At 60.3% G+C, this 20,975-nt stretch carries 20 protein-coding genes; 7 read left to right on the top strand and 13 right to left on the bottom strand.

What is annotated here, in order from left to right; translation table 11 throughout:
- Position 1 precedes the first annotated feature (1 nt).
- From glgA to AB1E33_RS22840, 4 genes are read left to right on the top strand one after another with little or no spacing between them, the layout of a single operon-like run.
- Positions 2-1,438 carry a glycogen synthase GlgA gene (gene glgA, locus AB1E33_RS22855; protein ID WP_372579560.1) on the top strand — a complete coding sequence of 479 codons (1,437 nt, stop codon included), beginning with the start codon at positions 2-4 and terminating at the stop codon, positions 1,436-1,438.
- The gene (glgX, locus tag AB1E33_RS22850) at positions 1,435-3,540 is read left to right on the top strand and encodes a glycogen debranching protein GlgX (protein ID WP_372579559.1); all 2,106 of its coding nucleotides are present in this window, start codon (positions 1,435-1,437) and stop codon (positions 3,538-3,540) included. Before glgA ends, glgX begins: the two co-directional genes overlap by 4 nt.
- On the top strand, positions 3,537-5,528 hold the full coding sequence (locus AB1E33_RS22845) for a 4-alpha-glucanotransferase (protein WP_372579558.1): 1,992 nt from the start codon (positions 3,537-3,539) through the stop codon (positions 5,526-5,528). The genes glgX and AB1E33_RS22845 overlap by 4 nt, the downstream gene beginning before the upstream one ends.
- Entirely contained in the window at positions 5,525-7,156 is a 1,632-nt protein-coding gene (locus AB1E33_RS22840) for an alpha-D-glucose phosphate-specific phosphoglucomutase (protein ID WP_372579557.1), read from the top strand. The genes AB1E33_RS22845 and AB1E33_RS22840 overlap by 4 nt, the downstream gene beginning before the upstream one ends.
- Before the next feature lie 15 nt (positions 7,157-7,171).
- On the opposite strand, the gene AB1E33_RS22835 is transcribed toward AB1E33_RS22840, so the two are convergent.
- From AB1E33_RS22835 to AB1E33_RS22785, 11 genes are all read right to left on the bottom strand, one after another.
- Positions 7,172-8,284, bottom strand: coding sequence for an alpha-hydroxy acid oxidase (locus AB1E33_RS22835; protein WP_372579556.1), 1,113 nt, complete (start codon positions 8,282-8,284; stop codon positions 7,172-7,174).
- Positions 8,284-8,838 (bottom strand): sulfopyruvate decarboxylase subunit beta, encoded by a 555-nt coding sequence (comE, locus tag AB1E33_RS22830; RefSeq protein ID WP_249710699.1) that lies wholly within the window; start codon positions 8,836-8,838, stop codon positions 8,284-8,286. The genes AB1E33_RS22835 and comE overlap by 1 nt, the downstream gene beginning before the upstream one ends.
- Positions 8,835-9,341, bottom strand: coding sequence for a sulfopyruvate decarboxylase subunit alpha (locus AB1E33_RS22825; protein WP_372579555.1), 507 nt, complete (start codon positions 9,339-9,341; stop codon positions 8,835-8,837). Before AB1E33_RS22825 ends, comE begins: the two co-directional genes overlap by 4 nt.
- Before the next feature lie 42 nt (positions 9,342-9,383).
- Positions 9,384-9,800, bottom strand: coding sequence for a universal stress protein (locus AB1E33_RS22820; RefSeq protein WP_372579554.1), 417 nt, complete (start codon positions 9,798-9,800; stop codon positions 9,384-9,386).
- Positions 9,801-9,830: 30 nt separating this feature from the next.
- Complete coding sequence (locus AB1E33_RS22815; RefSeq protein WP_372579553.1) at positions 9,831-10,811, bottom strand: alcohol dehydrogenase catalytic domain-containing protein; 981 nt, start codon at positions 10,809-10,811, stop codon at positions 9,831-9,833.
- Complete coding sequence (locus AB1E33_RS22810) at positions 10,808-11,569, bottom strand: SDR family NAD(P)-dependent oxidoreductase (protein WP_372579552.1); 762 nt, start codon at positions 11,567-11,569, stop codon at positions 10,808-10,810. The genes AB1E33_RS22815 and AB1E33_RS22810 overlap by 4 nt, the downstream gene beginning before the upstream one ends.
- Complete coding sequence (gene hisD, locus AB1E33_RS22805) at positions 11,562-12,869, bottom strand: histidinol dehydrogenase (RefSeq protein WP_372579551.1); 1,308 nt, start codon at positions 12,867-12,869, stop codon at positions 11,562-11,564. Before hisD ends, AB1E33_RS22810 begins: the two co-directional genes overlap by 8 nt.
- Before the next feature lie 12 nt (positions 12,870-12,881).
- Positions 12,882-14,210, bottom strand: coding sequence for a TRAP transporter large permease (locus tag AB1E33_RS22800; RefSeq protein WP_372579550.1), 1,329 nt, complete (start codon positions 14,208-14,210; stop codon positions 12,882-12,884).
- 11 nt (positions 14,211-14,221) lie between these two features.
- Positions 14,222-14,734, bottom strand: a complete 513-nt coding sequence (locus AB1E33_RS22795) for a TRAP transporter small permease (protein WP_372579549.1) — start codon at positions 14,732-14,734, stop codon at positions 14,222-14,224.
- A 113-nt stretch (positions 14,735-14,847) separates the two neighbouring features.
- The gene (locus tag AB1E33_RS22790) at positions 14,848-15,993 is read right to left on the bottom strand and encodes a TRAP transporter substrate-binding protein (RefSeq protein ID WP_372579548.1); all 1,146 of its coding nucleotides are present in this window, start codon (positions 15,991-15,993) and stop codon (positions 14,848-14,850) included.
- Between the two features lie 23 nt (positions 15,994-16,016).
- Positions 16,017-16,202: a hypothetical protein gene (locus AB1E33_RS22785; protein ID WP_372579547.1), complete on the bottom strand. Its 186-nt coding sequence runs from the start codon at positions 16,200-16,202 to the stop codon at positions 16,017-16,019.
- Between the two features lie 136 nt (positions 16,203-16,338).
- On the opposite strand from AB1E33_RS22785, the gene AB1E33_RS22780 reads away from it, so the two are divergent.
- On the top strand, positions 16,339-17,364 hold the full coding sequence (locus AB1E33_RS22780; protein ID WP_372579546.1) for a LacI family DNA-binding transcriptional regulator: 1,026 nt from the start codon (positions 16,339-16,341) through the stop codon (positions 17,362-17,364).
- 35 nt (positions 17,365-17,399) lie between these two features.
- Positions 17,400-18,977 carry a gamma-glutamyltransferase family protein gene (locus AB1E33_RS22775; protein WP_372579545.1) on the top strand — a complete coding sequence of 526 codons (1,578 nt, stop codon included), beginning with the start codon at positions 17,400-17,402 and terminating at the stop codon, positions 18,975-18,977.
- A 21-nt stretch (positions 18,978-18,998) separates the two neighbouring features.
- Here AB1E33_RS22775 and hspQ read toward each other — a convergent pair whose 3' ends face one another.
- On the bottom strand, positions 18,999-19,325 hold the full coding sequence (gene hspQ / locus AB1E33_RS22770; protein WP_372579544.1) for a heat shock protein HspQ: 327 nt from the start codon (positions 19,323-19,325) through the stop codon (positions 18,999-19,001).
- Positions 19,326-19,679: 354 nt separating this feature from the next.
- On the opposite strand from hspQ, the gene AB1E33_RS22765 reads away from it, so the two are divergent.
- Positions 19,680-20,258, top strand: coding sequence for a transglycosylase SLT domain-containing protein (locus AB1E33_RS22765; RefSeq protein ID WP_372579543.1), 579 nt, complete (start codon positions 19,680-19,682; stop codon positions 20,256-20,258).
- A 119-nt stretch (positions 20,259-20,377) separates the two neighbouring features.
- On the opposite strand, the gene AB1E33_RS22760 is transcribed toward AB1E33_RS22765, so the two are convergent.
- The gene (locus AB1E33_RS22760; protein WP_372579542.1) at positions 20,378-20,965 is read right to left on the bottom strand and encodes a LolA family protein; all 588 of its coding nucleotides are present in this window, start codon (positions 20,963-20,965) and stop codon (positions 20,378-20,380) included.
- Positions 20,966-20,975 lie beyond the last annotated feature (10 nt).

The raw sequence follows: 20,975 nt of genomic DNA, 5'->3' as shown, positions 1-20,975 counted from the left end.
CATGCAGGTCTTGATGGTCGCGTCCGAGTGCGCGCCTTTTGCCAAAACCGGTGGGCTTGCGGATGTGGTGGGCGCCCTGCCCGCCGCGCTCGCACACCATGGCGTCGAAGTGCAGGTCCTGATGCCCGCTTACCCGGCCCTGTTCCCGCTTCTGCCACTAGGTGAGGAGGTGGCCCGATTTGACGACCTGCCCGGCGGGACCGGGCGGCTCGTGCGGGTGATCTCAGATGGCGTGCCGCTGCTGCTGTTCGATGCGCCGCAGCTCTTTGACCGGCCCGGTGGGCTTTACGTCGATGAAAACGGGCAGGACTGGCCAGATAACGACCTGCGCTTTGGTGCGCTTTCGCAGGCTGCGGCGCGGGTCTGTGCGGGGACCATCGACGGATTCCAGCCTGACATCCTGCACGCGCATGACTGGCAGGCGGCCCTTGTGCCGGTCTATCTGAAAATGGAAGGCCGATCAGAGCCCCGCTCGGTCCTCACCATCCACAACATCGCGTTTCAGGGCCGCTACGGCCCGCAAGCACTTGGCCCGCTGGGCCTTAAACGCGATTGGTTTCATCCTGAAGCGCTGGAATATCACGGCGATCTGAGCTTTCTCAAGGGCGGGTTGATGTTCGCCGACCGCATCACCACCGTCAGCCCGACCTATGCCCGCGAAATCCTGACACCGGAATTCGGCATGGGCCTCGACGGTGTGCTGCGCGCCCGCAAAGCGGTTCTGAACGGCCTTCTCAATGGTATCGACCTGAATAGCTGGAACCCCGCCACCGACGACAATATCGCCCGCTCTTACGACGCACGCAGCCTGAAGCGCAAAGCGGAGAACCGGGCGGCGATCTGTGATCGGATGGAACTCGACCCCCTCGCGCGAGGCCCCTTGTTCTGCGTGATCAGCCGATTGACCCAGCAAAAGGGTTTGGATGCGTTGCTGAACGCGGTGCCGCATCTGGTCGCGCGCGGTGCGCAACTTGCCGTTCTGGGTGCCGGAGAGCCGGAATTGGAAGCCGGATTCAGGCAGGCAGCTCAGGACCATTCTGGCAGTGTCGGCGCGTTCATCGGGTATGATGAGCCTCTGTCGCATCTGCTGCAGGCAGGTAGCGATGCGATCCTGATCCCCTCGCGATTCGAACCCTGCGGGCTAACCCAACTTTACGGTCTGCGCTACGGCACTTTGCCGGTGGTCGCGCGAACCGGTGGTCTTGCCGACACGGTGATCGACGCCAATGTTGCGGCCATTGCGATCAAGGCGGCAACCGGATTTGTCTTTGACGATGTCAGCGCCGACGGGCTAGCGCAGGTGATCGACCGGGTGGCGGATGCCCATGCCGATACCCGCCTCTGGCAAAGCATGCAGCGCGCCGCGATGCGCCATCCGGTCGGTTGGGACGATGGCGCCAAAGGCTATGCCGACCTCTACGCCGCGATGGTTGCATGACATTCCAGGCGCGTATTTCCACTCGGTTTGAACCGGGCAACCCACACCGTCTGGGCGCGCATTTCGACGGTGGTGGCACGAATTTTGCTGTATTCTCTGAAAACGGACAGCAGGTTTACCTGTGCCTCTATTCAGCGGACGGGAACCGTGAGGAACACCGCCTGCCGCTGCCCGAGCGCACGGGCGGAATCTGGCACGGCTATTTGCCGGGGCTACAGCCCGGAACGCTATACGGTTATCGCGTTGCCGGCCCTTATGACCCCGATCATGGACATCGGTTCAACATCAACAAGCTGCTGCTCGACCCCTACACGCGCGAGTTGTCGAGTGACTTCACCGATCATGGCGCAACATTCGGCTACCAGTTGGGCGCGCCTCAAGCCGATCTGTCTTTCGACGCCCGTGACAGCGCGGCATATGTGCCAAAGTCAGTTGTACCCGACCCCGTCACCTATACACCCGATGCAGAGCCGCTTTCGCGCGGATGGGACAACACGGTGATCTACGAGGCGCATGCCAAGGGCGCCACCATCCGCAACCCGGCTGTTCCGGAAGCTTTGCGCGGTACGTTCGACGGGCTGGCCTCGCCGCAGATGCTGGATCATCTGACTGCGCTCGGGATCACAACGATCGAATTGCTCCCGGTGCAGGCGATCAAATCGGAAAGCGCACTGATCCAACGCGGGCTGGTAAATTACTGGGGCTACAACACGATCGGTTTCTTCGCACCCGAGCCGCGTTATCTGGGGCCTAGCGGTGTGCGAGGCTTCCGCGCGATGGTGCAGCGTTTCCACGCCGCCGGGATCGAGGTGATATTGGACGTGGTCTATAACCACTCGGCCGAGGGCGATCACCTTGGCCCGACGCTGTCGTTCCGTGGCCTCGACAATGCCGCATATTACCGATTGCTGGACGGCCAGCCGCGCTACTATGTCAACGATACCGGATGTGGCAATACGCTGGATGTGCGCCACCCGATCGTGACCCGCCTGATACTGGACAGCCTGCGGCACTGGGTTCAGGTCATGGGGGTCGACGGGTTCCGCTTTGATCTGGCAACCACGCTCTGCCGGGAGGATCACGGTTTTGACCGGCGCGGCGGATTTCTGGATGCGTTGCGTCAGGACCCTATTCTGAGCGCCGTCAAGCTGATCGCAGAACCCTGGGACATCGGCCCCGGTGGCTATCAATTGGGTAGTTTCCCCGCCGAGTTTGCCGAGTGGAACGACCGGTTCCGCGACACCGTGCGCCGGTTCTGGCGCGGCGATAGGCAGAGCGCGCAGGATCTGGGATCAGCGCTGCTGGGCTCTGCCGATATCTTCGATACGCAAGGCAGGCGGGTCTGGTCTTCGATCAATTTCGCCGCCGCCCATGACGGGTTTACCCTGACCGATACCACGCGTTACGCGCAGCGCCACAACCACGCCAATGGCGAAGACAATCACGATGGACACCACGCCAATTTCAGCGAGAATTTCGGCGTTGAAGGGCCAACCGACGATCCCGACATCACCGCAGCGCGGCTCAGACGGCAGCGCAACCTGCTGGCTACCACGCTGCTTTCGCAGGGCACGCCGATGCTGCTGGCGGGTGACGAGGGTGGTCATTCCAAACGCGGCAACAACAACAGCTATTGTCAGGACAACGAGGTCAACTGGATCGACTGGAGCGCCCTGGACAGTGATCTGATTGCCTTCACCGCCGCGCTGACCCGGTTTCGGCGCGACCACCCGGTACTGCGGCAAAGCAACTTCCTGCACGGGGCCATCAGAACCTCGGACGGCAAATCCGACGTGGAATGGCGAGACTTTGACGGCAGCGCGCTGAACTGGCGTGATCCTGGGCTGGCCTGCCTGTGCCTGCACCTGCGCGGCAATGCCGAAACCCCACGTGGCACTGCCGAGACCGACGAAGTTCTGCTGGCCTTCAACCGAGCCGACGACCCGCAGGAATTGATCTTGCCAACTGCCTCGCGAAGCTGGGCGCGCGAGATTGACACCTCTGTGATGCAGCAGCGACGACTGTCCCTGCCTTGTGCCTCAATCGTGGTTCCACCTCACGCGATTGCCGCTTTCTGCCTGTGCGATGGAACAGCGAAATGAGCCAGGCCGACACAGATCTGCGTGATCTGGCGCGCGCGCATGGGGTTCACACCGAGTATTCCGACCTGCAAGGCCGGCAGCATCTGGCTGGTCCGGATACGTTGCGCGCATTGTTGCAGGCGCTGGGCGTCGAGGCTGGTTCGGAAACCAAGGTGCGCGATGCGCTGCACCACACCCGGAACGAAGAACGCAGACGTCATTTGCCCCTCGAACATATCGTCGAGGCGGAACAGACCAGCTCTTTGCCCCTGCGCGCGGCGTGCCAGTGGTGCGTGACCGGCGAAACCGGCTCGGTGCTTGCCGATGGGCGGGCGGATGGGGTATTGAACCTGCCTGGGCTGCCCATCGGCTACCATAATCTGCAAACCACGTTTGCAGATCATCGCGAAACCACCCGTATCCTCGCCCCTCCCGCCAGAGCGCCCGATCTGCAGTCCCGCACCGCGCGACACCATAGCTGGGGCATGACCGGCGCGCTTTATGGGTTGCGCAGCGCAGAGAATGGCGGACTGGGAACCTATGCCGACCTGAGCGCGGCGGCGGCATCACTTGGGGAGATGGGCGCGCAGTTTTTCGGCATCAACCCGGTGCATGCTTTGGGCTGGGCGGACAACAAAATCATAAGCCCCTATTCACCGTCCCATCGGGGATTTTTCAACACCGATCACATCGCGATCCAAGGTGGCATGGGCCCATCCCCCCAAACGTCCCTGATCGACTATGCCGCATTTCGCAAGCATCACGCGTCAGCGCTGGAACAGGCCTATGCAGAGTTCAAATCCAGCGCAGGCCAATCCGCCTTTCTCGACTGGCAATGCCGTGCCGGACCAGAGCTTGCCAAATTTGCCCAGTTCGAGACCCTTAGCGAGACATATGGGCCTGACTTCCGAGGCTGGCCGCAAAAGCTCCGGCAGCCGGGGCCGGAGGCCGAGATGGCCGCAGGAGAACGCACTGAATTCCATGTTTGGCTGCAATGGCAGGCGGACACGCAGATCGGCACCGCGCAGCGGGCGGCGCAGGATGCAGGCATGTCGCTGGGGCTTTATCTTGATCTGGCGGTTGGTCCCCGACCCGACGGGGCCGAGGTCTGGATGAACGCCGCCACCATCGCGCGTGGCGTCACCATTGGCGCGCCGCCGGATCACCTGAGCCCCAAAGGCCAGTCCTGGGCGCTTGCCGCTCACGCGCCCGGCCCCCTGGCCACCGCCAACTACGCCCCGTTCCGCGCTATGCTGCGCAAGCTTATGGGTAAATGCGGCCTGCTCAGGATCGACCACGCGCTTGGCCTCGCCCGCAGCTATTGGCTGCCCGATGACGGCAGCGCGGGTGGCTATGTCACCCAGCCATTCACATCGCTGCTGGCGGTGATACAGATAGAGGCCGCCCGCGCGGGATGCGTGGTGATCGGCGAGGATCTGGGCCTTGTCCCCGCAGGTTTCCGTGACCAGATGAACGCCGCGGGCCTCTACAGCTATGCGGTCTGGCAGTTCGAAACCCGTTCTGACGGAACCATCCTGCCCGCGAGCAGCCTTGCGCCATATGGGTTGGCCTGCTTTGGCACCCACGACACACCGACACTCAGCGGGTTCTGGCATGGCACCGATATCGAATGGTGGCGCAGGGTCGGGTGGCTGGATGATGCCGGGCACGCGATCCAACATTCGCGCCGCGCCCGCCAGCGCAGCAGTTTGCGCAAGGTCTGCGGCATCGCGCCAGAGGCCGGACTGACCGGCATCATCGACAAAGTCCATGCGCAACTGGCCGCAGCGCCATCGGAACTTGTGTCAATCCAACTTGATGACGCCCTTGCCGTTACCGAGGCCCAAAACCTTCCCGGTACAATTGACGCGCATCCGAACTGGCGCCGCCGCCTGCCGGTCCCGGTCGACGGATTTGGCACCTCCAGTGCGCTCCGACATGTTGCCGACATGATGAATACCTGCCGACACACCGAACCCATCCGCCAAAAGGAAGAGGCCCCGACATGACCATCCTGACCCAAGCCTGCACACCATTCGAGGGGCAGAAACCCGGTACCTCGGGTCTACGCAAGAAGACAAAGGTGTTCATGCAGCCCGGATATGTCGAATGTTTCGTGCAGTCGATTTTCAATGCGATCGGCGGTGTTCAGGGCAAGACGTTGGTCGTGGGGGGCGATGGTCGGTACTTCAATGCCGAGGCGATCCAGACCATTTTGCGTATGGCATCGGCAAGTGGCGCAGAGCGGGTTGTTGTCGGACGCGGCGGGCTGCTATCGACCCCGGCAGCCTCGAACCTGATCCGCCAGCGCAAGGCCGATGGTGGGCTGATCCTGTCGGCCAGTCACAATCCCGGCGGGATCGACGCGGATTTCGGGCTAAAATACAACATTTCGAACGGCGGTCCCGCACCTGAAAGTGTGACGGGCGCGATCTTTGAGCAGACTCAATCACTCAGCAGCTATAAGACACTGGATACCGGCGATATCAACCTCGCCCGAATGGGGGAGGTTATGCTGGGGGACACGCGTGTCGAAATCGTCGATCCGGTGTCAGACTATGCCGCGCTGATGCAGGCGCTTTTTGATTTCGACGCCATCCGCGCGCTGATCTCTGATGGTTTCAGCATACGATTCGACGCGATGCACGCGGTCACCGGACCTTATGCCCGAACCATACTGGAGGACATGCTGGGCGCACCCGAAGGCACGGTGCTCAATGGCGTGCCCTTGGTGGATTTCGGCAAGGGCCATCCCGATCCCAACCCGATCTGGGCGAAACCGCTGGTGGACATGGTCATGGCCGAGGATGGCCCCGATTTCGCGGCGGCCTCGGACGGTGATGGCGACCGAAATATGATCCTCGGTCGCGGTGTCTATGTCACGCCATCCGACAGCCTTGCGGTGCTGGCGGCCAATGCGCATCTGGCACCGGGATATTCGCAAGGGCTGGCAGGCGTCGCCCGCTCCATGCCGACCAGCCGCGCCTGTGACCGCGTGGCCGAGGCCATGGGCATTGCCTGCTATGAGACGCCGACCGGCTGGAAATTCTTCGGCAACCTGCTGGATGCAGGCCGGGCCACCCTGTGCGGCGAGGAAAGCGCCGGCACCGGAAGCGATCATGTGCGCGAGAAGGACGGGCTTTGGGCGGTCCTGCTGTGGCTCAACATCCTTGCGGTGCGGCAAATCGGTGTGCAGGAGATTTTGCAGGACCATTGGCAGACCTATGGGCGGAATTACTATTCGCGCCACGATTATGAAGCGATTGCCACAGACCCCGCACAGGATCTTATGCAGAACCTATCGAACACCCTCGCGGAATTACCTGACAAGACCGCCGGGTCACTTACCATCGAAACCGCCGATCAGTTCACCTATCATGATCCCGTCGACGGGTCGGTGAGCCACAATCAGGGTCTGCGGATCAGTTTCGCGGGTGGCGGGCGCGCCGTTCTGCGGCTGTCCGGAACCGGTACAGAAGGCGCGACACTGCGCATTTATCTGGAACTTTACGAGCCGCCAACGGGCCAGCTGGACATGGAATCGCAAGAGGCATTGCGCGGCATTTCCGCAGCAACGCGCGAGTTGTGTCAGTTGACCGAGCGGACCGGTCGGACCGAACCCGATGTCGTGACCTAGCAGGAAAGGTGTATCTCAGACCTTGCTACCCGCCTCGGCGGCTGGCACGGAAGTGGCCCCGATCTGGGCCAGGGCGATGGAAGTTTCCTCACTCAGCACCTCCCAAAGTTGTTGCAACCCCGCTTCGCCCCCGGCCGCGATGGCGAATTGCAGGATCCGGCCAAAAAAGACAAATTCCGCACCGGTGACGAGGGCCTTGAGAGCGTCCTCGCCCGAACGCAACCCGCTGTCAAAAAACAGCGGATACTCCGCACCGACGGCTTTACGGATGTCGGACAAGGCCGAAATCGGCGCGGGCGCGCTGTCCAACTGGCGTGCGCCGTGGCTTGAGACCTGAATGGCATCGACGCCCGCCTTTTTCAGGGCCACGGCATCCTCGGGATCAAGCACGCCCTTCACCACCAGCTTGCCGGTCCACATGTCCCGCAACCTGGCAAGCGTGTCCCAACTCGCTTTGGCGCGGCTTTCGGTCCGGTCAAAGCTGTATCCGGCCATGTGGAAATTCGCCATCTGCGGCCGACCATGCGCCAGCGTCGATAGCGACCAGTGCGGGTGCAGGGCGAAGTCCAGAAATTGTCGCGGACCGATACGGAACGGCATGGTGAAACCGTGGCGCAGCTCACGCGGGCGACGGCCCACTTCGGGTACATCTACCGTCAGCACCAGCGTTTCATAGCCCGCATCCCGTGCCCGTTCCGCCAGCTTGAACGTGCCAGAGCCATCGCCGCTAAAATAGAGTTGAAACCACGCGTTACCCTGCGCCGTTTCGATCATCTCTTCCATTGGGGTCGAGGCAACGGTCGACACGCCCAGCGGGATCGAATACCGCGCCGCGAGACGGGCCAGCATCAGGTCCGCGCCCGGGGCGGCAAGGTTACACATGCCCATCGGCGCGATGCCGAAGGGTCGCTGTGCGGTCTCGCCAAAAAGGGTGGTCGACAGCGATCTTTCACTGACATCGCGCAAGATACGCGGACGCAAGGTCAAGGCGTCGAGGGCCGCGCGGTTGCGGGCGGCACCTGTCTCTGCACCCGCAGCCCCATCGATATAGTCAAACACCATCCACGGCAGACGCCGCCGTGCAAGACGGCGGGCGTCCTCGGCGCTGTGGATGGTGCTTGCTGCCATCAGGCCTGAACGGCCTTCATGAAGCGGTCGCGAATCACCACCGGGTCCATCGTGATCACCGGGTTCTTGGCATTACCGCTGTCGCACTTGACGACGAGCACATGCATCTTGCCGCTGTCCAGCGCCTTTTGCAGGACCTCTCCGGTGTCCACATCCCGACATTCGATGACATTCTCGCAGCCACAGGCCTCGGCCACTTTGGCCAGCGACGTCTTGCGACCCGCATAGGTCGGCTGATCGCCCGTGGACCCGTAAGATCCGTTGTCAATGATCATCAGGATGTAGTTGTCCGCCACATTGTTGGCGATGGTCGGCAAGGTACCCATATTGGTCAGGATCGAGCCGTCGCCGTCGATCACAATCACCGGTTTGGGCTGAGCCAGCGCCAGTCCCAGCCCGATGCTCGAGGCCAGCCCCATGGTGCCCAGCATGTAAAAATTACTCGGCTGGTCGTCGATTGCATGCAGCTCCTGGCTGGGGATACCGATATTGCAGACCACAAGCTGGTCGCGCAGGATCGGGGCAATCTCTTTCAGAATCTCAGAACGGATCATTGGTCGCCATAGCCTCCCCAGAAGTTGGCATCAGTCAGGATCGCCACCGGCTTGTTGCACATGAAAGTATATTTCAGGATCGCGTCGAGTTCCTCGACATCCGCCTGATGGTGAAAATGGTAGGTCGGAATGTTCATCTGCGCCAATAGCGCCTTCGTATGCACCGCCATCTCGACCTGACAGGCCACCGGTTCGCGCAATTCGCCGCGATAGGAAATCAGCATCGGCAAGGGCATCCGGTAATACTGGATCAGCGTGGCCAAGGTGTTGATCGTCACGCCGATGGCGGTGTTTTGCATAATGATCGCAGGGCGCTTACCCCCCATCCATGCCCCGGCACACAGACCCATGCCCTCGTCTTCCTTGTTCGAGGGGATGTGGAAGATGTCGTCGCGCACATCGAGCTCTTCGATCACGCCGGCCAGCTGTTTGCACGGCACGGTGGTCACGAACGAGATGTCATTGGCGACAAGATCATCCGCGATCTTCTTGTCGATATTCATTTCTGATTTGCCTTTTCGGTTCGAGGCGCGTGGCGCGCCTGTTCAGGGTTGTGAATTGCGGTGGACATGCACCGCGCAATGGGCGTGCCGGACCACGCGCGCAGCGGTGGAGCCAAGAAAATAGTCGCTCAGGCCGGGTTTGTGCGAGCCGATCACGATGCAGTCGATGCGATTAGCATTCGCGTAATCGATGATGGAGCGCGCGGTATGCCCCTTGACCAGTTCGGGCGTTATCCCTTCCAGTCCCTGGAGCTTTGCATCCAGCGTTTTCCGTGCCTTTGCGAACCCTTCCTTGATGAGGGATTTGTCCAGATAGGCGCTGGCCGAGCCCTGTGGCGACTCGTAGACATGCAGCGCGATGATCTCAGCGCTGTCGCCACCAAGCGCACGCGCCACTTTCAGAGTGTGCTGGGAAATGTCGTGATCCAGCGCCATCGGGACAAGAATTTTAGTGTACATGTAACGCCTCCATGGAGTGAACGATTGGGCCTATACCCAAGGTGTTAGCACGATTTTGGGGGCTGCGACCGCACCTGCGCGCAAATTTCTGAACGCCTCGAAACCATCTGCCAGGGGGCGTTCCTCGAACCAGTCCAGCGCACCCAGGCTGCCATCAAAGATTGCATGGGCCGTATCCCGGAAATCCTGCGCCGTGTAGGTGTAGGTGCCAATGAAGCGGATTTCCTGCAAGGTCATTCGGCGAATATCGAGACCACCGCGATCCTCGCCCAGTCCAACATGCGCGATCACCCCACCGGGAGCGGCCTGTGCGGACGCCGTTTCGCGGGTCGCGGCATAGCCAACGGCATCAATCACCACCGGATAGAGACCCTCGGCTTGTACAACCGCATACTGGCCGCAGCGATCCCGCAAAAAGGCGCGGCGCTTTTCATTGGGCTCCGCAATCACCACATCATCGACACCCATTGCCTTCAGCGCGAGTGCGGCGGCAAGGCCAATCGCACCGCCGCCGATCACCAGCGCGCGCCTTTCCGTGTCGGCATGCAGCCCCTCCAGTGCCAGCCTGACGGCGTGCCAACTGACTGCCAGTGGCTCGGCAAGGGCGGCTTTGGCCAGCGGGACATCTTTGGGCACTTCGACCAGATTGACCTCGGGCATGGCGACGTATTGCGCAAAGGCGCCTTCACGCGGCGGCATCGAGATGATCTGACGGTCCGGGCAGATATTCTCGCGCCCCGCCCGACAAGCGGCACAGGTTCCGCAGCACACCAGCGGATTGATCGTGACGTGGGTCCCATCGCGCGCGCCACCAACAATGACTCCGGCCGCCTCATGCCCGAGGATCAGCGGCGCGGGGCGCCGCGCATCATGGCCCAGATAAGCGTGCATGTCCGAGCCGCAGATGCCAACGGCCTCGACCCGGATCAGATGTTCTCCGGCGCCCGGCACCGCATCCGGCACCTCGCGATAGCCCATCTGTTCCACACCCTCATATACAAGCGCCTTCATTTCGCGGTGAACCCCCCGTCGACCATCAGGACCTGCCCGGTCACATAGCTGGAGGCGTCAGAGCACAGAAACAGGATCGGCCCGTCCATGTCCTCCATCCGCCCGTTGCGCTTCATACAGGTCTGTGCCGCATTGCGAGCCGTACGGTCTGCATCCTTGAAAACAGCCTGTGTCAACTCGGTCGGAAAGAACCCCGGCCCGATTGCATTTGCGGTAATGCCGTCGCCCGACCAGGCCTCGGCCATGGCGCGTGTCAATTGCGCAATGCCCCCCTTCGAGGCGCCATAGGCCACGCCGCCGGGAAAGGCCCGCGTGGTCTGTAGCGACGCGAAATTGACGATGCGGCCCCAGCGTTTTTCTTTCATCGCCGGAATCAGCGCCTGGCTGAGAAAGAACGGCGCGGTGAGGTTCAGCGCAAGCGTCTGATCCCAACCTCGTACGGTCACATCATCCGCCGCCTCGCGCGTGTTGACACCAGCGGCATGAATGACGATGTCAGGCGCGCCGAATATCGCGTTCACGCGCTCTACCAGCCTGTCCAACCCCTCTCGATCAGACACATCCGCGACAACACTGGCCGCATTCGGACCAATCTCGGCGCAGAGAGCATCCAAAGCGTCTTGCCGCCGGGCAAGGCCAACTACCTGCGCCCCAGCCTGCTCCAAAACCAGCGCCGCGCGCCGTCCCAGACCAGAGCTTGCACCGGTCACAAGGGCGACCCGACCAGTCAGATCAAAGAGCGCCTTCGGGTCAGCCATCTGCAGAGAGATCGAACTGCTCGTCCGGGAAATACTTGGCAAGACGCACATCCGCCGCGCGGGCATGCCCCTCCATGCCTTCCAGCCGCGAGATCCGTGCGGTAGCTTCAGCGATGGATTTTGAGCCCTCGCGCGTTGCCCGCTGCCATGTGACTATCTTCATGTACTTGTGGACACTCAGACCGCCGGTATAGCTGGCCGCACCCGAGGTGGGCAGCACATGGTTGGTGCCAGTAGCCTTGTCGCCATAAGAGACCGTCGTTTCTTCGCCCAGGAACAGTGACCCATAGCAGGTCAGACGACCTAACCACCAATCCAAGTCCTCAGCCTGCACGGTCAAATGCTCGGGCGCGTAATCGTCGGAGCAGGCCGCCATTTCCTCGCGATCCCCGCACAAGATCACCTCGGCATAGTCGCGCCAGGCGGCAAAGGCGTTGTCGCGGTTTACCTCGGGGAGGTCGTCGATCAGAGCGGGCACCATTTCCATGACCTTTTCGGCAATCGCCCGATCATCGGTCACCAGCCAGACCGGCGAGTTGTAACCATGCTCAGCCTGGCTGACCAAATCGGTCGCCACAACATGCGCGTCCGAGGCCCCGTCGGCCAGGATCAGGCTGTCGGTCGGGCCTGCGATCATGTCGATGCCGACACGACCGAACAATATGCGCTTGGCTTCAGCGACGAACTGGTTTCCCGGCCCCACAAGAATGTTGGCCTTGGGCAGACCGAACAGACCATAGGTCATGGTGGCAACACCCTGCACACCACCCATCGCCAGAATCTTGTCTGCACCGCAGATTTGCGCGGCATAGACGATAGCGGGAGCAACGCCGACGCCGGGGCGTGGAGGGGAACAAGCCGTGATATGACGGCAACCGGCAACCTTTGCCGTGGTCACCGTCATAATGGCGCTCGCGATATGGCTGTAGCGGCCACCGGGCACGTAACAGCCCGCCGCATCCACAGGGATGGCTTTCTGGCCCGCGACAAAACCCGGGACGATTTCCAACTCGACATCTGACAGCGTTGCCTTCTGGGTTTCGGCAAACCGGCGGACATTGTCATGGGCAAAGCGAATGTCGGCCTTCAGCTTTTCCGGAACCAATGCACAAGCGGCTTCGATCTCTTCAGGCGTGAGTAGGACGCTGCCCTCGTAGCGGTCGAACTTCTTGGCAAACTCCAACGCCTTGTCATCGCCGCCCGCCTCGATTTCTTCGAGGATCGTTTTCACGGTCTCATGGACCTCGGACGCATGGGATTGTGCGGTCAGGGTTGCCTTTTTCAGGTATTCACGAGGCATATTCAACAAGTCCTATTGGTAGATTTCTGGAAGGAGAGTGGTCGAAACCGCAGGAATGTAGGCGATCAGAAGAACCACGATCAGCATAGTCAATACGAAGGGCACGGCCCGGGCGGCAATCTTCAGAATCGACTCACCGGTAATGCCAGATACGACAAACAGGTTCAGACCCAACGGAGGAGTGATGAAGCCCACACCCAGAGCAGTGATCATCATGATGCAGAACTGAATCTCGTTCATGCCTATATTGTCCGCCAGCGGCTTGAGGATCGGCGCAAGGATAACGATATTCGGCGTCGTCTCCATTACGCAGCCCGCAGCAATTAGGATACCGATCATCAGCAGGATTAGCATATAGGGATCATCCGTCAGCGAGGTGATCGACGTGACGAAACCCTGCGGCACGCCCATGATCGCCAGCGCTTCGGCCAGTGGGGCGGAAAAGGCGATGATGGGCAGAATGACGCCGTTCACCTTGGCCGAACTGACCAGCATCGACGGGAAATCCGCCAGCGACAGCGTGCGCATCAGAAAGCCCATGATGATGGTGACAACCACCGCTGTGGCACCGGCTTCGGTCGGGGTCAGTCGCCCCGAGAAGATGCCATAGAAGATGATGCCCGGCACGATAAAGGCGTACCAGCCGGATTTCAGTGCCTTGCCTAGATTGGCCAGCCACTCACCCATGGTCATCATACCGCCGCCCTCATAAGCATAAAGGCGATTCATGATGATGTTAGTGACAAGGATCGACACAAGGATCGCCAGTCCGGGGATCAGCGCCGCGAGGAAAAGCGTCGAAGCTGAGATGCCCAGAACCAGGCCGATAATGATATAGGCGATGGAAGGCGGGATCAGGATGCCGGTACAAGCTCCTGCCGCGACCAGAGCACAGGCATAAGGGCGCGGATAGCCGCTTTCGACCAGCCGATCGATGGTCATCCGGCCCACGGCGGCAGCGCCTGCCGCGTCTGAGCCCGAGATGGCGGCGAACATACCGCAGACCAGAACCGTGGCCGAGCCAAAGCCGCCCTTGGCAAAACAAGTCAGCGCTTCTGCCACATCGAGAAACTTGCGTGACAGCCCGGTGCGCACCAGTACGTCACCGGTCAGGATGAACAGCGGCACAGCGGTGAGCGCAAAGGCGTCAATGCCGGTGAACAGGCTCTCGCCCACAAGGCTGAGCGGCAGATCTCCGGACATGACCAGCATAACGATCGCCGCCGAGCCGATCGCAGCCCAGACTGGCACGGCCAAAGCGATCAGCGCCACAAACATCATGACCGGCACATAGAAATCCCAGCCTAGTTCGACCGTTTGATTGAGAGTATTCCAAAGCATCGTCTATCCCCTCAATCAAACAGCTTGTCGCCTTCGAAAACGGGTGTGCCGTCTCGCAAGGACTTGAAATCACGTAGGAAGGACTGAATGAGGCGCCAGATCATCAAGGCAAACCCGGTGGGTACCGCCATCAGGAACCAGACCTTGGACACCCGCAGACCGTCGGTGACCGACCCGAACTTGGCCGAGACATGCACCGCCTCGTAGGACCAGTAAAGTGCGATGATGGCGACCAAGAACATCACCAGATCGCCGAAGATATAAAGCAGCGCCTTGGGCCGTGGCGGCAGGTAGTGCATGACCACGTCGATACGAATATGCGCGCGTTCCTTGACGGCCGCTGCGGCCCCGATCCAAGCGAGATAGATGAAGGAATAGCGAACAATCTCTTCTCCCCAGATCGAGGAGTAGGCGAAGATCTCGCGCCGCAGAACTTCGATCGCCATGGTAATGACCAACATGACGTAGAACACCAGCAGCAGCCAACGTTCGGCATCGCGGTCTATTCTCTGAAATAGAGTCATCTTCTGCCTCGGATCCTGGCAAAACCTCATTGTCCGGCCCCAGAAGTGGCCGAAGTTTGGTGATGCTGATGGTGATATGAGCGGGTGCGAGATCGGCACCCGCCCGGACGATATTAGGCGTCGTGGACGTAGTATTTGCCCTGCGTGTCAGCCGCCTCGACCAGTTTGTCGAACGCTTCCATCGACCCGGCCAGTTCCGTTTTGAACGGATCCCATTCCGACCGCTGATAGCCACCGGCGTCTTTCCATTCCGCCAGTTGATCGTCGTTCAGCGAATGGAACTGCACGCCCGCCTTGTTCAGTTCGGCCATCGCATAGGCCCGCGCCGAGGGCACCTTGGACAAGTTCTGGTGACTGGTCATTTCCGCCGCCCACATGATCCCGTCCTGCACATCCGCAGGCATGGAGTTGAACCATTCCAGATTGCAGGAATAGACCTGACTGTCCGGCACCGCCTGGGTGAAGGTCACGTTGCTGAGGATGTCCTTGAAGCCAAAGACATAGAGCGCCCCAACCGACGGGTCGAGCGCATCGGCCACGCCCTGTTTGATGGCAGACGGCGTCTCACCCCAGGCAACCGGCGTCGGGTTCGCACCAACCATCCGGTAATATTGCTGCAGCATTTTCGAGCCCGGAACCCGGAACTTCACGCCGCTCATGTCGGACGGCGTAAGGATGGCGTTACCACCCTGGCGCACCGCGACAACGCGGGGGTCGATGACCACATAGAAAAGCGCCTTGAAGCCTGCTGCTTCGACCTTGGGATGCACCTCGTTCTTCCATGTGTCGGAATGCACCAGATTGGTGAAGCGTTGGTTCGAACCGCAGAGATATGGCATGTTGATCAGATCGACGGTCGAAGCAAAGGGCGCGAAGTTCGACAGCGAATGCTGCGCGGCCTGGATGGTACCGCCCTGCACTTTCTGAACCAGCGAACCGCCCGCACCAAGCTGTCCGCCCGGCGCCAGCTTGACATAGACCTTTCCGTTGGTGGCGTTCTGGATGTTCTCTTTGAGGTCCAATTGCATGATTGGATAACTGCGCGAGGCCCCCAGAACATAAGCCGTCGCAACGGTCATGATGTGATCAGCGTTCTTTTCGCGCTCACTTTCTTCTTTTGCGGTTTGCGCTGCGGCCTCCGACGACCAGAGCACACCGCCCGCCCCCGCCACAAGCGCCGCGGTGAACGCACCACCAGCGCTGAGTTTCAGAAAGTTCCGGCGTTCTGCCGAAGCGAGATGTTGTTTTTCGTTGTCCATCAATTGTCCTCCCATTGGACAAGTCAGCTTCCGTCTTTGGCGTTGCGGTCAGCTTCTCTTTTTAAGATTGCGACAACGAACAGGATCGACGCCGCGAACAGAACCAGCATTTCCCCCACGTCGCCCAGAAAGGCGCTGCCTGCAAAAGCACCCAACGCCACATTCGCAAAATAGATGACAAACACGACAATGGATGCGGCGAGATACATTTTTTGGGCTCCGGCTGGAATCGGCTCTGCCCCCTTTGTAAGCGCTTACATAGATAATGCAAGCGCTTACATTACTGGCTTTCAAACCCATTGCAATGTGCTAGAAGTTAAGCAATGACAAAACACGAGTTTTGAAATGTCGAAACTGAGATCCGCGCCCACGCTCGACGACGTCGCCAGGAAGGCCGGCGTTTCGACGGCAACGGTGTCACGGTGCCTCAACGCCCCCGACAGAGTGGTCGAGGCGACGCGCCAGCGCGTCATGCAAGCGGTCGAGACGCTTGGCTATACGCCGAACTTCGCAGCCCGCGTCATGGCCGCGAAACGCACTTTCACCATCGGTGCTATCATCCCGACCATGGAAAACGCGATCTTTGCACGGGGCCTGCAGGCCTTTCAGGAAGAACTGCACAAGCGTGGCTATACCCTGCTGGTCTCCAGTTCGGCGTACCGTCCCGACGTTGAAGAGGAGCAGATTCGCACGCTAGTCGCGCGAGGTGCCGACGGCCTGCTGCTGATTGGTCACGACCGCGACCCAAAGATATATGACTACTTGGAGCATCAAAAAGTGCCAGCCATGGTGGCCTGGTCATATATCCCCAACACCCGCGCGCCCTCAATCGGATTCGATAACCGGCAGGCGATGCAGGCGCTGGCCGATCAGGTGATCGGGCTGGGCCATACCCGCATCGCGATGATCTCAGGCTTCAGCACAGGCAATGACCGCGCAAGACTCCGAATCGAAGGCGTCCGGGATGCCCTTCGCAAAACTGGCCTGAAGCCTGAGGCGCTATCCATCATCGAGACCTCATACGAGGTCGAAAACGGGGCCGAAGCCTTCGCACAACTCATCTCGCAGGACCCACGCCCCACGGCCATCCTGTGCGGCAATGACGTGCTGGCCGCCGGGGCGCTGCGCCAGGCGCAAAGCATGGGGCTAAATGTGCCCGGTGATGTCTCGATCACCGGGTTTGACGACATTGAATTGGCCCGTATTGTCAGCCCCGCCCTGACAACGGTACATGTGCCACATCGCGAGATGGGCGGAAAAGCGGCGCTTGAACTGGTCGAAATGGTTGAAAACAGCACGCCCGGCAGTACCATCCGCCTGCAAACCGAAATCGTCGAGCGCCACTCGCTTGGCCCGGCCAACAAAAGCTAAGACTTCGCTCTGCGCGGGCAAGAGGACCAAACCATATGCGTGATTTTCAGATGCCGGGCCGTTCCGAGGTGTTGGCGACAAACGGTATGTGCGCAACGTCGCACCCGCTAGCTGCGCAGACCGCTATCGATATTCTGAAACGAGGTGGCAACGCGATGGATGCGGCAATCTCGGCGGCGGTGCTGCTGGGGATATGCGAGCCCCAAATGACCGGCATCGGCGGTGATTGCTTTGTGCTCTATACTCGCTCCGGATCGCAGCGGGTACATGCCCTGAACGGGTCAGGCCGCGCCCCGCGCTCAGCGGACCCGGTCTCCTTGCGCGCGACGGGTATAAGCAAGGTCGACCCGGGCAGCGCCCACGCGGTCACCATACCCGGCGCGATCGACGCATTCTGCCACCTGTCCGAGACTGAGGGCCGGATCGGGCTGGACGCGATCCTGCACCCCGCGATCCACTATGCCGAATCTGGTGTGCCGGTGGCGGCGCGGGTGGCGTTCGATTGGAAACGGGACGCCGCCTACCTGCAGGGCGCAGCCCGCGACTATTATTTGCTGGATGGCAAGGTTCCGCAGCCCGGAGAGATCTTCCGCTCCACTCAGCAGGCCGAGGTCCTGCGCCGGATTGCACGCGCGGGGCGGGACGCGTTCTATGCCGGCGAAGTTGCCGAGGATATGGTGGCAACGCTGCGCACGCTGGGCGGTGCCCATGATCTGGAGGATTTCGCCGCTACACGCTGCATGGAAGCGACGCCCATTGACGGCAGCTATAAATCCCTCGATCTGGTTGAACATCCGCCCAACGGCCAGGGTGCCACCGCCATCCTGCTGCTCAATATCCTCAGCCAGTTCGACCTGCCTGCGATGGACCCGCTTGGCAGTCAGCGCGCCCATATCGAGGCGGAGGCCACCAAACTGGCCTATGACGCCCGCAACCGGTTCCTGGCCGACCCCGACCATACCCATCGCACTGCCCACATGCTGGACACCGCCACTGCCCGCGCGCTGGCGGCACTGATCGACACGTCGCAGGCGATGCCCGATCCCGCACCCTTGAGTGAAGAGGTGCATAAGGACACGATCTATATCACTGTGGTGGACCGCGATGGGATGGCGGTGTCACTGATCTACTCGATCTTCCGCGGGTTCGGGTCGGGCATTGCGTCGGACAGGTTCGGCATCTTGTTTCAGAACCGCGGATCGGGCTTCACGCTTGCGCCGGGCCACCCGAACGAGTTTGGTGGTGGCAAGCGACCGATGCACACGATCATTCCGGGCATGCTGCGCCAGAATGACCGGATCACCCTGCCTTTTGGAGTGATGGGCGGTCCCTATCAATCAACCGGCCACGCGCGCTTTGTTTCCAATCTGGCCGATTACGGCATGGGATTGCAGGCCGCATTGGACGCGCCGCGTTGCTTTGCCGATTCGGGTAAGCTGCTTGTAGAGCGTGGATATTCCGACACGGTGCGCCAGGAACTGACTGATTTGGGCCACACGGTCGCCATCCCCGACGTGGCCATTGGCGGCGCGCAGGCCATCCGGATCAGGGATGATGGTGTACTGGAAGGCGCAAGCGACCCCAGAAAGGATGGTTGCGCCCTGGGGTACTGATTGGGAACAGCGCCTGTGCGCTTAGTTCAGCTGGAAATGTAGCGGATAGGAGCCGTCCTCGAACGGGCCAAACATGTCTGGAATATCAGGGTGTTGCACCGGTTCCCCGGAATAATCGGCAATCAGATTCTGTTCTGACACATAAGCCACATAATAGCTTTGGTCATTCTCGGCCAGAAGGTGATAAAACGGCTGTTCCTTGCGCGGACGGCTGTCTTCGGGAATGGCAAGATACCATTCCTCAGTGTTTGAGAATTCCGGATCAACGTCAAAAACGACACCGCGAAACGGGTGTTTTTTATGACGCACGACTTGTCCCAAATGATATCTGGCGCGTGTCTTTAACATTGTACTATTGCCCCTACTGCGTTCCAGTATCCCGAAACCGGCGCGTTTTGTCCAACAGAAGTGCCCGTTTTGCAAGGAAACAGACTGTGAACGTCACTCGGACAGTGACCGGTTTTTCGGCTTTGTGCGTCCTGCTCAGTCTGGGTATTACGCCGTTGGGTCCGGAAATCGAGCGGAAAATCCCGTTGACGTCGCGTAGCGTCCGGTCTCGGCGGTCCGTCGCCTGTTCGCAAAAGGGCAAGAATTCACTGGCGAAGCCGCCATCTTGTTGAATCCTGCGCCATTTTCACGGTGAATGTGATTTCCTATACGGACGTTTTGCGGTATGATTACCAAAAAAATAGGCAAGAGCAGATGAGCAGATATCTCAGCGCATTGATGCTGGCGCTTCTTTTGGCGTCTTGCGGGGGTGGGTCCTCGACCCCACCGCGCAATCTCGACAACGCCTGCAGCATCGCGAAACAACGCCCTGAATACATGAAGGCGTTCAGAAAGACCGAGCGCAAATGGGGCGTGCCGGTCCATGTGCAGATGGCGACGATCTATCAGGAAAGCCGCTACAAGTCGAATGCGCGTACCCCGCACAAGTACGCACTTGGTGTGATCCCGATGGGCCGGCAGAGCAGCGCCTATGGCTATAGCCAAGCGCTGGATGGCACTTGGGACGAGTACAAACGCGAGACCCGCAAGCGCAGCGCCAAACGCAACCGGATGCGCGACGCGTCGGATTTCATTGGCTGGTACATGAACAAGAGTCTCAGCCGAAACGGGATCCCGCTGCATGATACGCGCAATCAGTATCTGGCCTATCACGAGGGACATACTGGCTATGCCCGTGGTTCGCACAATTCCAAAAGCTGGCTACTGAGGGTGGCCAACAAAGTGGATTCACGAGGCGAGATGTACCGCCAGCAACTGGCTTTTTGTCGCTGAACCGTAAAGCGTAATCCAAAAAGTAAAATGCGGTTTTCGGAACCGATCGCACGTCAAAGAAAACGAATTGAACAGAAACCATCATACAGAAATCGTGGTTCCTGTTCTAACACTTCGCCTCAGCGGTTGTTGTCCGATGTCACGGAGAAGAAGCGCGTATTGTGCTTTTTGCCCTTCTCCAGCTCACCCAGCACCACCGTGGTCTTGGCGCCGCTGCTGTCATGCACCACCCATTTGCGCAGTTCGACCGGATCGCCGGTGAACATAAGTTCGATCTTGCCGTATTCGGGGTTCTTGGGATCCTGCGCGGTGACCACAGTGGCGGTGCCGTCAAATCCGTGACCCACCACCATATTGGCGCGGCTCAGATCCACGTTGCGCGCCAGGATAAGCGACAGAGGTGTTTTCCTAAGCGGGTATTGTTCGGGCGCCTGGTTGGATTTCTTGTCATCGACAAACACCGTGCCCGCGCGCACCAGAACCAGCGCGCTGTCAGGCGGGTTATATTCGAACCTCATCTTGCCGGGACGGTCAATCCAGACCTTTCCGGTGCTCAACGAGCCATCATCGTTGATCTGCGAAAAGCTCGCCTCGACGGTTTTCAACCCGTTGAGGTAGTTCGATATCGCGTTCAGCGGCAGCTTATCCGCCGCCCAGGCCGCAGGCGCGGCCAGGGTAAAGGCGAGTGCAAAGGCAATCTGTTTCATAACACCTCAG

The organism is Ruegeria hyattellae, assembly GCF_041537925.1.
Taxonomy (GTDB): domain Bacteria; phylum Pseudomonadota; class Alphaproteobacteria; order Rhodobacterales; family Rhodobacteraceae; genus Ruegeria_C.
The sequence above is the reverse complement of the archived record's forward strand: the minus strand, read 5'-3'. Positions and strand labels throughout refer to the sequence as shown.

Coding starts and splice junctions, on each gene's coding strand:
- AB1E33_RS22790 (WP_372579548.1), bottom strand. CDS start 15,993: ATGGACAACGAAAAACAACATCTCGCTTCGGCAGAACGCCGGAACTTT.
- comE (WP_249710699.1), bottom strand. CDS start 8,838: ATGATCCGTTCTGAGATTCTGAAAGAGATTGCCCCGATCCTGCGCGAC.
- hspQ (WP_372579544.1), bottom strand. CDS start 19,325: ATGTTAAAGACACGCGCCAGATATCATTTGGGACAAGTCGTGCGTCAT.
- AB1E33_RS22765 (WP_372579543.1), top strand. CDS start 19,680: ATGAGCAGATATCTCAGCGCATTGATGCTGGCGCTTCTTTTGGCGTCT.
- AB1E33_RS22760 (WP_372579542.1), bottom strand. CDS start 20,965: ATGAAACAGATTGCCTTTGCACTCGCCTTTACCCTGGCCGCGCCTGCG.
- glgA (WP_372579560.1), top strand. CDS start 2: ATGCAGGTCTTGATGGTCGCGTCCGAGTGCGCGCCTTTTGCCAAAACC.
- hisD (WP_372579551.1), bottom strand. CDS start 12,869: ATGCCTCGTGAATACCTGAAAAAGGCAACCCTGACCGCACAATCCCAT.
- AB1E33_RS22810 (WP_372579552.1), bottom strand. CDS start 11,569: ATGGCTGACCCGAAGGCGCTCTTTGATCTGACTGGTCGGGTCGCCCTT.
- AB1E33_RS22815 (WP_372579553.1), bottom strand. CDS start 10,811: ATGAAGGCGCTTGTATATGAGGGTGTGGAACAGATGGGCTATCGCGAG.
- AB1E33_RS22835 (WP_372579556.1), bottom strand. CDS start 8,284: ATGGCAGCAAGCACCATCCACAGCGCCGAGGACGCCCGCCGTCTTGCA.
- AB1E33_RS22785 (WP_372579547.1), bottom strand. CDS start 16,202: ATGTATCTCGCCGCATCCATTGTCGTGTTTGTCATCTATTTTGCGAAT.
- AB1E33_RS22840 (WP_372579557.1), top strand. CDS start 5,525: ATGACCATCCTGACCCAAGCCTGCACACCATTCGAGGGGCAGAAACCC.
- glgX (WP_372579559.1), top strand. CDS start 1,435: ATGACATTCCAGGCGCGTATTTCCACTCGGTTTGAACCGGGCAACCCA.
- AB1E33_RS22775 (WP_372579545.1), top strand. CDS start 17,400: ATGCGTGATTTTCAGATGCCGGGCCGTTCCGAGGTGTTGGCGACAAAC.
- AB1E33_RS22825 (WP_372579555.1), bottom strand. CDS start 9,341: ATGAATATCGACAAGAAGATCGCGGATGATCTTGTCGCCAATGACATC.
- AB1E33_RS22800 (WP_372579550.1), bottom strand. CDS start 14,210: ATGCTTTGGAATACTCTCAATCAAACGGTCGAACTAGGCTGGGATTTC.
- AB1E33_RS22820 (WP_372579554.1), bottom strand. CDS start 9,800: ATGTACACTAAAATTCTTGTCCCGATGGCGCTGGATCACGACATTTCC.
- AB1E33_RS22780 (WP_372579546.1), top strand. CDS start 16,339: ATGTCGAAACTGAGATCCGCGCCCACGCTCGACGACGTCGCCAGGAAG.
- AB1E33_RS22845 (WP_372579558.1), top strand. CDS start 3,537: ATGAGCCAGGCCGACACAGATCTGCGTGATCTGGCGCGCGCGCATGGG.
- AB1E33_RS22795 (WP_372579549.1), bottom strand. CDS start 14,734: ATGACTCTATTTCAGAGAATAGACCGCGATGCCGAACGTTGGCTGCTG.